Genomic DNA, 13004 nt, shown 5'->3' with positions numbered 1-13004 from the left:
GTGATGATGACATGCCGGTGATTGGCAAATCAAACCGGAGGTTACGATGAAGAAGTTGAGTCTGCTTTTCGGAATGCTCTTTGGCATGATAGTTCAGACGGGCGCCGCGGCGTCCCTCGGGGTGACGGTGACGAATTTCTCGTTTACACCGTCGGCGATTACGCTCGCCACCGGGGATACGGTCGTCTGGACGCGCTCCATCGGCACCCACAATGTTCACCATAACGTGGCGACGCCGAAGTTCCACAACGAGATCAGCGACACGTGGACGACCTATGTCTGGGCGTGCTCCGTGGGGACGGGTGCGCTCGCGTACATCTGTCAGCAGCACCCGGCCATGACAGGCACTGTAAACGTCGCCGACATTACCATCACGGCACCCAACGGCGGCGAGGTCTGGGCCACCAATGCTTCACGCACGATCAACTGGACCTCCGTGAACCTGTCGCCCACGGCGAACGTGGCGATCGAAATGAACCGGGGGTTCCCGGGTCCGACGTGGGAAGTCATTGTGGCAAGCACGCCGAATGACGGGACGCACTCGTTCAACCTCACCGGTGCGGCGTCCGACCACGCACGGATCCGGGTCCGCGCACTCACGACAAGCACGATCTCCGGTTCCATCGCTGACACCTCCGATGCCGATTTCTCGATTGTCCTGCCGTCCGTCACCGTCAGCAGTCCGAACGGCGGCGAGATCTGGATTGAAGATGAGGTGCGCACGATTCAATGGAGCACGATTGGCTTTACCTCCAGCGTAAATATCCATCTCAATCGGACCTTTCCGACGGGAAACTGGGAGTTGCTCGCCTCCAATACGACGAATGATGGCGCGTTCGACTGGACCGTGACCTTCCCCAGCTCGACACATGCCCGTGTGCGTGTCCAACGCTCTTCGCAGACGTCGGTGGCGGATACTTCGGACGCTGATTTTACGATTGTCTCTCCGCAGATTACGATCCTCACCCCCAACGGCGGCGAGGATTTTTTGGTGGGTGATACCGTCTCCGTGACCTGGACGTCGCAGGCGATTTCCTCCAATTTCCACGTGGATCTCAATCGTGACTATCCGCTCGGTTCGTGGGTAAGACTCTTCACAAACACCGCGCAGGCCGACCCTCACCTCTGGGTCACCACCGAGCCGACCTCCGGGACCTGCCGCATGCGGGTCATTACGGTGACGATTCCCGCGGTGGTCGATCAATCCGATTCCAACTTCTCCATCTTCCTTCCGGACCTCGATGTGATCGCACCAGATGGCGGAGAGACTTACTTCATCGGCGATTCCGTGAACATCTCGTGGGCGGCCAACGGCGGGATTTCGCCGTTCGATATCTATCTGAATCGTGATTTCGTGGCCAATCCGGAATCCGGGTGGGAACTCATTCTCGATGATGCCCCGGCGGACACGCCGCAGGTATGGGTCGCTGACGGACTCCCCTCGGCAAACTGCCGGGTGCGGGTTCAAGCCGCTTTCGACTCCGCTATTGCTGACCTCTCTAACGGCGAGTTTGAACTCAAATTGCTGACGGCTCCGGAAAGCCTCGTGGTGGGGATCGAAGTTCCGAACCTCCGGCTGGCCTGGCCGTCGGTGGATGGCGCAGGCTCTTACTCGGTCTATCGAATCCCGAGCTATGAATACGTTGGCCCACCCGAGTTCCTGGTGACCACGCCGGACACATTCTGGGTGGATACGTTTACGCTCATCGGCTATGAGACCTACTACTATTTCGTGAGGGCGGCCACTCAGTAGTCAGGGGGCGGGTGCTGGCGCGTGCCACGGGTGTCGATCTGCGGCACTCTTGTCGCAGTTGTCGCATCGGAGGTGGGTTTGGATCCGATGTCCCGCGTACGGCTGGCAGTCTGAACGAGAATATTTTGATTTAGTCCCCGGGACTTGGCACAAGCTCGACTCTTGTGCGTTCAAGTTAATAGGATAAGCTTTCTATGGATGTCCGATACTGGTGTCATCTCGCCCTCGCGCTGCGCTTGCTTGCTGAATTCGGCTGCCAACCCAGCCGTCAAAGCGGGCCTCTGCTGCCGGGGCCAGTTGCCGCAAATTCATTGGTTTGTCCCTTGACTTTTTGATCGGACCTGCTTAACTTGGGAGTCTTAGCTGGTCCAGTACCTCCGCCCCTCACCGAGGGGTTGACTGAATCGCAACATGCTGTTTTTGAATCGCATGAAACGGAGGACCGATGACCCGCAAGGTATCTGCTGTGTTCTTGTTCTTTGTACTGGGTAGTGCTTTCCGCTCGGAAGCCGCCGTCTGGAATGTGTCGGTTGCTGACTTCGCCTTCTCACCGTCGGCCTTGACGATTAGCCTCGGGGACACCGTCGTTTGGACTAATGTCCTTGGCTTTCACAATGTAGTCGAGGCGTGCGGAGATCCGCTCTTCAGCAATCTCAGCGCTGACGCCCCCTGGGTCTATCAGTTCGTGTTTTCCGTCGGCAACGGTGCCGCGGTCGGAACCTATCCCTACCTCTGTGAGGTTCACCCGGACCTGATGTGGGGTGCGATTACGGTGGTTCGACCGCCGCAGCGGTTTGATGTGAGTGTCGTCAATTTCGCCTTCACCCCGGCTTCAGTCACGGTTCAGACCGGCGATACCGTCGTCTGGACGCGCAATAGCGGGGGCATCGGACACAATGTCCACAATACGAGTGTCCCGATGCGATTCCACAGCGGAACGGTGAATGCAACCTGGACGACCTATGTCTGGCCGTGCTCGGTGGGAGTGGGCAGCTATCCCTATTTGTGCCAGCTGCACACGACCATGACGGGAACCGTAAATGTTGTGGCGCCACCCGCGCCACCTGCTGCTCCCACCGAATTGGTGACGCGTGCGGCCGTTAGTGATGTGATCCTGAACTGGCGATCCGTCGCGGGAGCGACTTGTTATCTGATCTATCGTAAGACGCCCGACTTTTCGCCGGCGGCGTTTACGGAACTGGTGGGGGCCACCCCCGACACGACCTTCACGCATTTCGGTGGAGCGGTCCTGCCGGCCAAATCGTTCTACGAGGTTCGAGCGATTAACAACTGAAGCCGGGGGCGCGCATCGCCTCCGCTGAAACCGGATCCGGCGATGTTACTTCGAACTCTCGCGCGATGAACTTTCAGTTGGCGAGAGAAGACATGGTCCTCACGCAGCTCGAACGCCGCGGAATCCGCGATGCCCGAGTGCTGGAAGCCATGCGGACCGTGAAACGCCACTATTACGTCGAACCGGCGTTTCGCGAACGGGCCTATGAGGATACGCCGCTGCCGCTGGAAGAAGGTCAGACCATCAGCCAGCCCTATGTCGTGGCGAGGATGCTCAGCCTGCTCGATGTCCAGCCCGCGCACAAAGTATTGGAAATCGGCACGGGATCGGGCTATCAGACTGCGGTCATCGCCGAACTGGCTTACAAGGTCTATTCCATCGAACGCCACATGCCGCTGTTGCAGCGGGCCCGGCGCACGCTGGACGAGCAGGGTTGCAAGAACGCCGTCCTTAAACACGGCGATGGTACGATCGGTTGGAGTGAGTTCGCGCCGTTTGACCGCATCATTATCTCCGCGTCAACACCCGTTTTCCCGAAAACGCTGTTCACGCAATTGGTCGATGGCGGCCTGATGGTCTTCCCGATGGGGGAGAAGCGGACGCAGGAACTCATGTTTGTCGAGAAACACGATAACGAAGCCGTGATGCGCGAAGCCGGACAAGTGTCCTTCGTGCCGCTGATCGGCCGGGAGGGTTGGCAGAATAATCTCGCGTAGCCGTCGCTCGCGGCGGCTACATATTCCGGGGCGTAGCGCAGTCCGGTAGCGCACTTGGTTCGGGACCAAGGGGTCGCTGGTTCAAATCCAGTCGCCCCGACTAACAAACGGAGCCGCCCTTCCCGTGGGCGGCTCTTTCTCTATCCCCCCATCGTATGGATTTGCTCGCGCAATTCGTGGACATCTTCCTGCATCTGGACGTGCACCTCGGACAGGTGATTTCGGATTATGGAACGTTGACGTATCTGATCCTGTTTATCATCATTTTCTGCGAAACGGGGTTGGTGGTGACGCCGTTCCTGCCGGGGGATTCGCTGCTGTTCGCGGCGGGAGCTTTTGCGGCGCTGGGCTCGCTCGAGCTGATGCTGCTGCTCCTGATTCTGTATGCGGCGCCGATTCTCGGAGATTCCACGAACTATTGGATCGGCCGATTCGTCGGGCCGCGGGTGTTCTCGTCAAACTCGCGGTGGCTGCGGCGGGAGTACCTGGACAAGACGCACGCGTTCTATGAGACGCACGGCGGCAAGACGGTGATTATCGCGCGGTTCATGCCGATCTTCCGCACGTTTGCGCCGTTCGTCGCGGGGATCGGCAAGATGAACTATGCCAAGTTCCTCAGCTTCAGCGTGGGCGGGACGGTGCTCTGGATCAGCGTGTGCGTGCTGGCGGGATACTTCTTCGGCAATATTCCGATCGTCAAGCGGAATTTCTCGCTCGTGATTTTCGCCATCATCGGCACGTCCGTGCTGCCGATGGCGGTCCATTTCGTGAAGGAGCGCGCGAGGAAGCGAAGTTGAGGATCACGGACTTCGATGTCGCGCTCGGCGATCATGTGTTGCGTGTGCGGCGGTTGTCGCAGCGCGGGCAGGGCACGATCTTCTTCCTGCATGATTCGTTCGGTTGTATCGACGCCTGGCGCGACTTTCCGGCCCGATTGGCGCTCGCCACCGGCCACGACGCGATTGTCTATGACCGGCGCGGCTATGGGAAGTCGGCCCCGTTCGGTCCGGACAAGCGCGATTTGGACTATCTGCATCGGGAAGCTGCCTCGTTGAACGAGTTCCTGGCTAAGCTGGGGATTCGCGAGGCGGTGCTGTTCGGCCACAGTGACGGCGGCATGGTTGCGCTGCTCGCCGCGTCGATGTTTCCGGAACGGGTGAAATCGCTGATCGCGGAAGGCGTGCATGTGTTCATGGACGAGTTCAGCCGCGCGGCGATTCGCGTGTCCGTGGAAGACTATGAATCGGGAGAGCTGCGCGCACGACTCGAGCGTTATCATGGCGAGAAGACCGAAGCGTTGTTTCGCGCGTGGTCGGATACCTGGTTAGCCGACAAATTCCACGACTGGTCGATTGAGCGTGAATTGCAGAGCGTTCACTGTCCGGTGCTGGTCGTGCAGGGTGAACAGGATGAGTACGGAACGCTGGCGCAAGTCGAAGCGGTTGCGCGCAGTGTATCCGGTCCGGTCGCGACGTTTGTCGTGCCGTACACGGGTCATACGCCGCATCGCGACGCGGGGGAGGCGGTGGTGAAGAGGTGTGGGGAGTTCGTGCGCTCGCAGGGATGAGGGACGAAAGGAACAAGGATCAAGGAACAAGGAACAGTGAACGCCGGCTCCGATGACTGAACCCCCCTATCGTCCCCCCTTGAAAGGGGGGACGGGCTGCGAAGCTGAGCGGCCATGAATGAGCTTTGGTCGCGCAGCATGCGTGCGCTCGGCGAGGGGAGGAAACGATAAACGAGGAATGGTGAACGATGAGGCCGATGCTGTGGCCGGCGGGTTCGGGGACTTGATGCGCCTCGGTGGGGAGTGATGTGACGCGGTTAATATACTACTGAAATCAACCAAGAGTCAAGCGATATTTTTATAAAAGCAACAAATAGTTGAACATTTAGGACTTGCGCGGGGAGCTGCAAACGCTAAGGCGTTGAACGGAAAATAGTTGTAAATTTGGGTTGGTGGGGCAGAAATGGTGGGGGAGAGGCGGGGGGAGGGAAATCGAAAACCGAAAATTGAAAATCAAAAATTGAAGTTCCGAGATTCCGATTCCGAGCGGGGCAGGTCAATGCTCAAGAGACATGCCGCCGGGCAAAAGGGCTGAAGCGCTAAGAAGGAGACAAGATCAGAGTATGAGTAACAAGAGCAGCAACAAGCATTTGTCAACAGCACGGCGGGCAGAATTGCTCACAGTCTTGAAAGCCCGGTTTGAACAGAATATGAACCGGCACAAGGGTCTGGAATGGGCCAAGGTGCAGGCGAGGCTCGAGGCCAAGCCGGACCAACTTTGGTCGCTCTCTGAAATGGAGCGCAGCGGCGGCGAACCGGATGTGGTAGGTCACGACAAAAAGACGGGCGAGATCATTTTTTGTGATTGTGCGGCGGAAAGTCCGAAGGGGCGCAGAAGTCTGTGCTATGACCGGGAAGCGCTGGAGTCGAGGAAAGAGCATAAGCCGGAAAATAGCGCGCTGGATCTGGCAACGGCGATGGGGATTGAGCTGTTGACCGAAGAGCAATATCGCGAACTGCAAGCCCTGGGAAATTTCGATACGAAGACCTCGAGCTGGGTGAAAACACCGGCTGAGATCAGAAAACTCGGCGGCGCGATCTTTTGCGATCGTCGCTACGACCATGTCTTCACGTATCACAACGGCGCGGAGTCTTACTATGCGGCGAGGGGGTTTCGGGGGGCGGTTAGAGTGTAAGAACTGCACAGAAAGCAAGCATGCATGCAAAGTCTGAACCAGGTAGTCATCAGCGAAATCGTTGATCGAATCGTCAAGGCAATTCATCCGCACAAAGTGATCTTGTTCGGAAGTCGCGCGCGCGGTACCGAGCATGCCCACAGTGATTTAGACTTGCTGGTTGTGGCTGACTCGGACAAGCCGCGCTGGGAACGCGCCGCTCCGATCTATGGGACCCTGAGCGACATCATGGTCCAGACCGACTTGCTGGTTTATACCCCGGCGGAAATCGAAGCATGGAAGGATGTACGGCAGGCGTTCATTACCACGGCCGTTCGAGAGGGAAAGGTATTGTATGAACGGCCCGCGTGAATTGGCGGCGGGAATGATCGCGAAAGGGGAAAGCGATCTCGCCGCTGCTCGCACGCTCATAGAGGCCGGAGTCTCCCTCGATTCCGCGTGTTTTCATGCGCAGCAGGCGGCGGAGAAGTTCCTGAAAGCTTACCTCGCTCGGTTCGAGATTGAGTTTCCGTTCATTCACAACCTTGAGAAGCTGATCACGTTGTGTGAGTCGCGGGATCGCGCGTTCTCGGAAATCAAGGAAATCGGACAGGAGCTGAGTCCGTTCGCCGTCGAAATGCGGTATGACGACATGTTTTGGCCAAGCCAGACCAATGCCAAGCGAGCACTCAAGATGGCGGAGACAATTTGTGAATTCGTCAGGGCGAGGTTGACGTAATCTATCATGTTGAAAGCTCTCCCGAGCGGGGCATGTCAATGCTCAAGAGACATGCCGCCGCGGACGAATCCGATCCAGAGATCTAAGTCATGTTGCGACGACATCGCACGAATTCGGTAGCGGGTGGTGTGCATTTCATCACCGCGGTGACGGAAGAGCGGGGGAGCTGGTTTGTGCGCGAGCCGATCTGTCGCGCGATACTGCTTGAGTTCGAGCGCTGCCGCAGCCGGCTCGGAATCCAATGCGCGGGCTACGTGCTGATGCCGGATCATCTGCACGCGCTGCTGATGCAAACCGAGGACGGCGATCAGATCTCGGAATTGGTACGCGCCTTCAAGGTGTCCACAGCGCGAGACTGGAATCTGATTCGCGGCGGCATGTCTCTTGAGGCCGGACATGCCCCGCTCGGAGAACTGCGTTGGCGACGACGCTTCGATGATGTGGCGGTGATAAACAACGCAGTTGCGCACACGATGTTGGATTACCTTCACGCGAATCCGGTGAAGCGCGAATTTGTCGAAGCACCCGAACGCTACCTCTGGTCGAGCGCGCGGGACTACTGGGAGATTGGGAAGGGGATTGTGACGGTCGCGACGGATTTGATTGGGCCGAAGCTGAGCTGACTTGCGACACGCGCGGGGAGTCCCGAGCGGGGCATGTCAATGCGAACGACGCCTGTTGCCGCGAAAGTTATCCCGAGCGGGGCATGTCAATGCTCAAGAGACATGCCGCCGCAGTAGAAATACCGGGACCGTCACCGGTCCCGGATGTGAATTCATGAAGCGGGACACGCCGATGCGAATGACGCGTGTCACTGCAGGACTTATCCCGAGCGGGGCATGTGCCGACACCATGCCGCCGCGATAAAACCTCTTGCATCTGGACGAAGGCCCACCAACACTAACCGCAGATCCCTGCTCAACTTATAATTAGACACCACTGGTGCCGACACATGCCGCCGCGAAATAAACAAGTGAGTGAATCTCATGAATCTCTTACCAATCAACATTGACGATCTGGTCCAGGCCCGTACCGTCGAAAGCAATCGAATTGAGTACAAGAGGGGCTTTTCAGTGGCCACTAAGCCGCATATTATCGCTACAATTGTTGCATTTGCGAATGATTTTCAGAATGTAAACGGCGGATACGTTATTATTGGAATAGATACTAAAGATGGACTTCCGATTCTTCCGCCAGCTGGTCTTCCAGCAGAGTCATTGGAAGCGACTCAACAAGAAATCCGTCGTCTGTGTAAGACTCGAGTTCAAACAGAATTTCAACCGATCATTGTACCGCTTGTCTATGATAGCAAGCACTTGCTTGTAGTCTGGGCACCCGCTAGCGACAACAGGCCACACATCGGTCCTGACCCACGGAATTTCAGTGAGAACTGTTTGCCAATTCGAGTAAACTCAGAAACGGTCAAGGCGACAACGGCACAAGAAGCTCAGCTCCGCGAACAGACAGCGAAGATTCCATTTGACGATAGGCCAAACCACGCCTCAACACTTACGGATATTTCGCCGCTGCTGGTTAAGAGATTTCTGCAAGATATTGGAAGCGACTTGTTGAACTCAACACCACCGATTCCCGATACAGCCCTCTACGAGTCGATTCGAGTCACAAAGGATGTCGGCGGGAAACTTGTTCCGCGAAATATCGGATTACTCTTTTTCGCCGAGAAACCAGAGCGGCACTTTCCTGGCTGCAAATTGGAACTCGCGATGTATCGCGACGACGCCGGGGGCAATCTCTTTGAAGAGAAGCTATTCACGGGTCCAATCAGCTATCAGATCACGGAGATATTGAGCTATTTAGAGAATTTGACGAACGCTCATGTGAGGAAGATTCCGGGAAGAGCACTTGCAGAACGGACAGTCGGGTATCCTTACGAGGCTCTAGAGGAGGCAGTTGTCAACGCATATTATCACCGTGGATATGACCAACCAAGCGAACCCAATAAGATTCATGTTTATCCAGACAGACTTGAAATCATAAGTTATCCCGGTCCTGTGCCCGGAATAACGATGGAGCATTTGCAATCAGCGCGACCCGTTCCTCCAGTTCCAGCCCGCAACCGGCGAATTGGAGAATTGTTGAAAGAACTTCAACTCGCTGAAATGCGTGGAACTGGCATTCCCAAGATGCGGCGCGTGATGGCGGATCATGGTTCAAGTCGTCCAGTCTTTGATTTCGATGTTGAACGAACGTACTTTCGCGTGATTCTGCCAGCTCACCCTAAGTACATTGTTTTACAGGCGGTAAGTGAGGCCGCCTACATGTGGTCGATCGGCGAGCGGGCTCCTGCCATAAGGAGACTGGAAGACGTGTTCAAAGGGCAGCCGAGCTCTGGCGCAGTTGCGGCCCAGCTGATTCAGTTTTATGCCGAGCGCGACGATCTCCCAGCAGCCGAACGAGTGTTCAACGAATTCCGAGCGCAGCCACTGCGATCCGAGGGAGAACAACCTTATCTAAGAATGTTTAGAATCTACTTGGGTTCTAATCTAAATTTGAAGGCGCGGCAGGTCATCGACGAATTGCCGGAGACAGAGTACGCAAATGCGCCGTACGATGTTGCGATTGCCTTCAAACGCGTACGTGAGAATCAGAAAGCTCATGTATTGATGGCTCAGGTGTATGCTTCCTTCGATACAAACTCTGAATTCCTGCACGATTATGCCAAGGTCAAGATTGCAATTGCGAATGAGATGTATCATGCGCGCAACACTAATTGGCATACAATCAAGCGGCTAAGACTAGAGGCAATCGAGCTTCTCCGGCGCTCCACCCAGCTTGGCGTCGATCCTCAGCAAATCGCATGGTACTATCTTGATTTGGCTGTTACACTTCAGCGAGTTCGTGGACAAGCCAGAGATATCAGAGCCGCTTATGACAATGCAATAAAGCTGCTCCCGACTGAGGAGAAGTTCAAATCGTCATACGCTGAATGGGAGGCTCGGAATGCCCGTTCTCCGAGGTAGGCTCGATCTCACTATATGATCACTGAGATATCGTTGACTGAAATTAGAGACTGTCAGTGATCCGTCAGGCCGAAGACGGCCTTCAGGACGACAGTGGGGTTTTGAATTGGCTGCGAATTTTGGTTCGTGAGGTGCTTCGGGAAGATCGCGCACGGCTGTGCGGCGCTACTAACGCGGGCGGGTCGCGGACCCGCCCCTACGATAGAACCATGAACGAAATCAAACATATTTCCGAACAGCAGTACCCGTTCGCCGAGGTGGAGGCGAAGTGGCAGTCGTGGTGGGAAGAGCAGGGGACGTACCGGTTTGATCCGGACTCGCCGAAGCCGGTCCACTATGTGCTGACCATGTTCTCCTACCCGTCCGGCGATAAGCTGCACATGGGGCACTGGTACTGCTACGCGCCGACCGATACCTACGCGCGGTTCAAGCGCATGCAGGGCTATAACGTGTTCGAGCCGATGGGGTTTGACGCGTTCGGCCTGCCCGCCGAGAACTACGCGATCAAGACCGGGGTGCATCCGGCGATCTCGACACAGCAGAACATTAAGTTCATGCGCGAGCAACTCAAACGCATCGGCGCGATGTACGACTGGGATTACGAGGTCAATACCTCCCAGCCGGACTACTACAAATGGACACAGTGGTGGTTCCTGCTGATGTACAAGCGCGGGCTGGCGTATCAGAAAGAGTCGCTGGTCAACTGGTGCCCGAATTGTCAGACCGTGCTGGCCAACGAACAGGTCGCGGCCGATAATACCTGCGAACGGTGCGGGACGGCGGTCATCCGCAAGAAGCTGAAGCAGTGGTTCTATAAGATCACGGAGTACAATCAGCGGCTGCTGGAGGGGCTCGACAGCATTGACTGGCCTGAAAAGACTAAGGCCATGCAACGGTATTGGATCGGGAAGTCGGAGGGGACGGAGATTGAATTTGAAATTCAAAATCGAAAATTGAAAATTGAAGTTCCGAGTCCCCCCCCTAACCCCCCCGTGAACGGAGGGGGATCAACCGGAACCCCCCCTGCCCCCCCAAGCGAGTTGGGGGGGGGACAGACGATCAGAGTGTTTACGACGCGGGCGGATACGCTGTTTGGGGTGACTTATGTGGTGCTGGCGCCGGAGCACCCACGAGCGTGGGATCTTGTTTCGCCCGATCGGACTGCGGAGGTGCGGGCGTATGTCGAGGAGGCAACGGCGCTCTCCGAGGTGGATCGGACCATGGGCGACCGGGAGAAGACCGGTGTGTTCACCGGGACGTACGCCACCCATCCCCTGACAGGCGAGCGCGTCCCGATCTGGGTGGCAGACTATGTGATCGGGTCGTACGGAACCGGTGCCGTCATGGCCGTGCCGGCGCACGATACACGGGATTTCGAATTCGCCAAGAAGTACGGGTTGCCGATTAAGGAAGTGATCCGGCCAGTCTCCCCCTCCGGCCCCCCCACAGGAAGTGGAGGGGAGCCCCGAGGAGCGTTCACGGATCATGGCGTGATGATGAACTCGGGGGAATTCGACGGGCTGAAATCAGACGCCGGAATTCGGAAGGTGGGGGAGAAGCTGAAGGCGGTCGGGAAGGGGAATCCGACCACGACCTGGCATTTGCGGGACTGGACGATCTCCCGGCAGCGCTATTGGGGGGCACCGATTCCGGTCATTTATTGCCCGAAGTGCGGAGTTGTAACTGTGCCAGAGGCGGACCTTCCCGTGCTGTTGCCTGAGAATGTGGTTGAATACAAACCGAAGGGCAGGTCACCGCTGGCGGCCGTGGAATCGTTCATCAACGTGACCTGTCCCACGTGTGGAGGTCCGGCGGAGCGCGATCCGGATACGATGGACACGTTTGTGGATTCCTCGTGGTACTTCATGCGTTATCCTGAGGCGAAGTTAGACAGCGCGGCATTCACTAAGCAAAGTCTTAACAAGATGCTGCCAATTGCCCAATACGTGGGCGGTTCCGAGCACGCGACCGGGCATCTGATTTACTCGCGGTTCTTCACGAAAGTGGCAAAGGACGCGGGGTATCTTGACTCTGAGGAGCCGTTCCAGCGGCTGATTCATCAGGGCATGATCTTGAACAAGGGCATGCGAATGTCCAAGTCCAAGGGTAATTCCGTCGCGCCGGAAGCCGTGCTCAAGAAGCACGGAAGCGATGTGCTCAGGTGCTTCATGATGTTCATGGGCGACTACACGCTGGGCGGCGAGTGGTCGGATCAGGGAATCACGGGGGTTGAGCGGTTCATTGCCCGGGTGTGGCGGCTGGGAATGGCAGTCGGAAAATCCGAAATCCGAAATCCGAATTCCGAAGTACCGGCCGATGTCGAACGGAAGCTGCATCAGACGATTAAGGCGGTATCCGTGGATTTGCAGCAGTTCCAGTTCAATACGGCGCTGGCGAGGCTGATGGAGCTGACGAATCTGGTCTATGGCTGGGTGGGATCCGACCTGAAGCACGTGGAACGGACGCCCGCAACGCAGGCGGTCGTCGAGAAATTGATCGTGCTGTTGGCCCCGTGCGCGCCGCATTTGTGCGAGGAGCTTTGGCACGGATTCGGGCACGCGGGCAGTGTGTTTGACGAACCGTGGCCAGCGTTTGACGAAGACAAGGCGCGAGATGACGAGGTGACGATTGCCGTGCAGGTGAATGGGAAGCTGCGGGAGACCCTGCGGGTTCCGCTTAACTCGCCCGACGATGTCGTGGCGGCGCTGGCGCAGGGGCTGGACAAGGTGGCCGCCCACTTGGATGGCAAGCAGGTGGTGAAGACCATCGTCGTCCCGAACAAGATCGTGAACATAGTGGTGCGGTAGGGCCGCGAGTGTTCCATGTGAAAGGGGGGGCG

At 57.1% G+C, this 13004-nt stretch carries 11 protein-coding genes and 1 tRNA gene; all 12 read left to right on the top strand.

Annotated elements, in window-relative coordinates:
• The first annotated feature begins 46 nt into the window (after positions 1 to 46).
• Positions 47 to 1753, top strand: coding sequence for a hypothetical protein (locus HZB60_05595; GenBank protein MBI5059241.1), 1707 nt, complete (start codon positions 47 to 49; stop codon positions 1751 to 1753).
• 445 nt (positions 1754 to 2198) lie between these two features.
• Positions 2199 to 3047, top strand: coding sequence for a hypothetical protein (locus HZB60_05590; GenBank protein MBI5059240.1), 849 nt, complete (start codon positions 2199 to 2201; stop codon positions 3045 to 3047).
• 65 nt (positions 3048 to 3112) lie between these two features.
• The gene (locus tag HZB60_05585) at positions 3113 to 3763 is read left to right on the top strand and encodes a protein-L-isoaspartate(D-aspartate) O-methyltransferase (GenBank protein ID MBI5059239.1); all 651 of its coding nucleotides are present in this window, start codon (positions 3113 to 3115) and stop codon (positions 3761 to 3763) included.
• A gap of 26 nt (positions 3764 to 3789) precedes the next feature.
• Positions 3790 to 3863 (top strand) — tRNA-Pro (locus HZB60_05580).
• A gap of 55 nt (positions 3864 to 3918) precedes the next feature.
• Positions 3919 to 4560 carry a DedA family protein gene (locus tag HZB60_05575; GenBank protein MBI5059238.1) on the top strand — a complete coding sequence of 214 codons (642 nt, stop codon included), beginning with the start codon at positions 3919 to 3921 and terminating at the stop codon, positions 4558 to 4560.
• Positions 4557 to 5330: an alpha/beta hydrolase gene (locus tag HZB60_05570; GenBank protein MBI5059237.1), complete on the top strand. Its 774-nt coding sequence runs from the start codon at positions 4557 to 4559 to the stop codon at positions 5328 to 5330. Before HZB60_05575 ends, HZB60_05570 begins: the two co-directional genes overlap by 4 nt.
• Positions 5331 to 5893: 563 nt before the next feature.
• The gene (locus HZB60_05565; protein MBI5059236.1) at positions 5894 to 6466 is read left to right on the top strand and encodes a DUF4256 domain-containing protein; all 573 of its coding nucleotides are present in this window, start codon (positions 5894 to 5896) and stop codon (positions 6464 to 6466) included.
• 24 nt (positions 6467 to 6490) lie between these two features.
• Positions 6491 to 6817: a nucleotidyltransferase domain-containing protein gene (locus HZB60_05560; GenBank protein MBI5059235.1), complete on the top strand. Its 327-nt coding sequence runs from the start codon at positions 6491 to 6493 to the stop codon at positions 6815 to 6817.
• Complete coding sequence (locus HZB60_05555) at positions 6801 to 7184, top strand: HEPN domain-containing protein (protein ID MBI5059234.1); 384 nt, start codon at positions 6801 to 6803, stop codon at positions 7182 to 7184. Before HZB60_05560 ends, HZB60_05555 begins: the two co-directional genes overlap by 17 nt.
• An 89-nt stretch (positions 7185 to 7273) precedes the next feature.
• Complete coding sequence (locus tag HZB60_05550) at positions 7274 to 7807, top strand: transposase (protein ID MBI5059233.1); 534 nt, start codon at positions 7274 to 7276, stop codon at positions 7805 to 7807.
• Between the two features lie 363 nt (positions 7808 to 8170).
• Positions 8171 to 10165, top strand: a complete 1995-nt coding sequence (locus HZB60_05545; protein ID MBI5059232.1) for a putative DNA binding domain-containing protein — start codon at positions 8171 to 8173, stop codon at positions 10163 to 10165.
• A 209-nt stretch (positions 10166 to 10374) separates the two neighbouring features.
• Positions 10375 to 12972 carry a leucine--tRNA ligase gene (locus HZB60_05540; protein MBI5059231.1) on the top strand — a complete coding sequence of 866 codons (2598 nt, stop codon included), beginning with the start codon at positions 10375 to 10377 and terminating at the stop codon, positions 12970 to 12972.
• The last annotated feature ends 32 nt before the right edge of the window (positions 12973 to 13004 follow it).

The sequence above is a fragment of the candidate division KSB1 bacterium genome, assembly GCA_016214895.1.
In the GTDB taxonomy this organism is placed as follows: Bacteria; Electryoneota; RPQS01; order RPQS01; family RPQS01; genus JACRMR01.
This window is presented reverse-complemented; position numbering and strand designations above follow the sequence as displayed.

Coding starts and splice junctions, on each gene's coding strand:
- HZB60_05565 (MBI5059236.1), top strand. CDS start 5,894: ATGAGTAACAAGAGCAGCAACAAGCATTTGTCAACAGCACGGCGGGCA.
- HZB60_05560 (MBI5059235.1), top strand. CDS start 6,491: ATGCAAAGTCTGAACCAGGTAGTCATCAGCGAAATCGTTGATCGAATC.
- HZB60_05540 (MBI5059231.1), top strand. CDS start 10,375: ATGAACGAAATCAAACATATTTCCGAACAGCAGTACCCGTTCGCCGAG.
- HZB60_05550 (MBI5059233.1), top strand. CDS start 7,274: ATGTTGCGACGACATCGCACGAATTCGGTAGCGGGTGGTGTGCATTTC.
- HZB60_05555 (MBI5059234.1), top strand. CDS start 6,801: ATGAACGGCCCGCGTGAATTGGCGGCGGGAATGATCGCGAAAGGGGAA.
- HZB60_05575 (MBI5059238.1), top strand. CDS start 3,919: ATGGATTTGCTCGCGCAATTCGTGGACATCTTCCTGCATCTGGACGTG.
- HZB60_05595 (MBI5059241.1), top strand. CDS start 47: ATGAAGAAGTTGAGTCTGCTTTTCGGAATGCTCTTTGGCATGATAGTT.
- HZB60_05585 (MBI5059239.1), top strand. CDS start 3,113: ATGAACTTTCAGTTGGCGAGAGAAGACATGGTCCTCACGCAGCTCGAA.
- HZB60_05545 (MBI5059232.1), top strand. CDS start 8,171: ATGAATCTCTTACCAATCAACATTGACGATCTGGTCCAGGCCCGTACC.
- HZB60_05590 (MBI5059240.1), top strand. CDS start 2,199: ATGACCCGCAAGGTATCTGCTGTGTTCTTGTTCTTTGTACTGGGTAGT.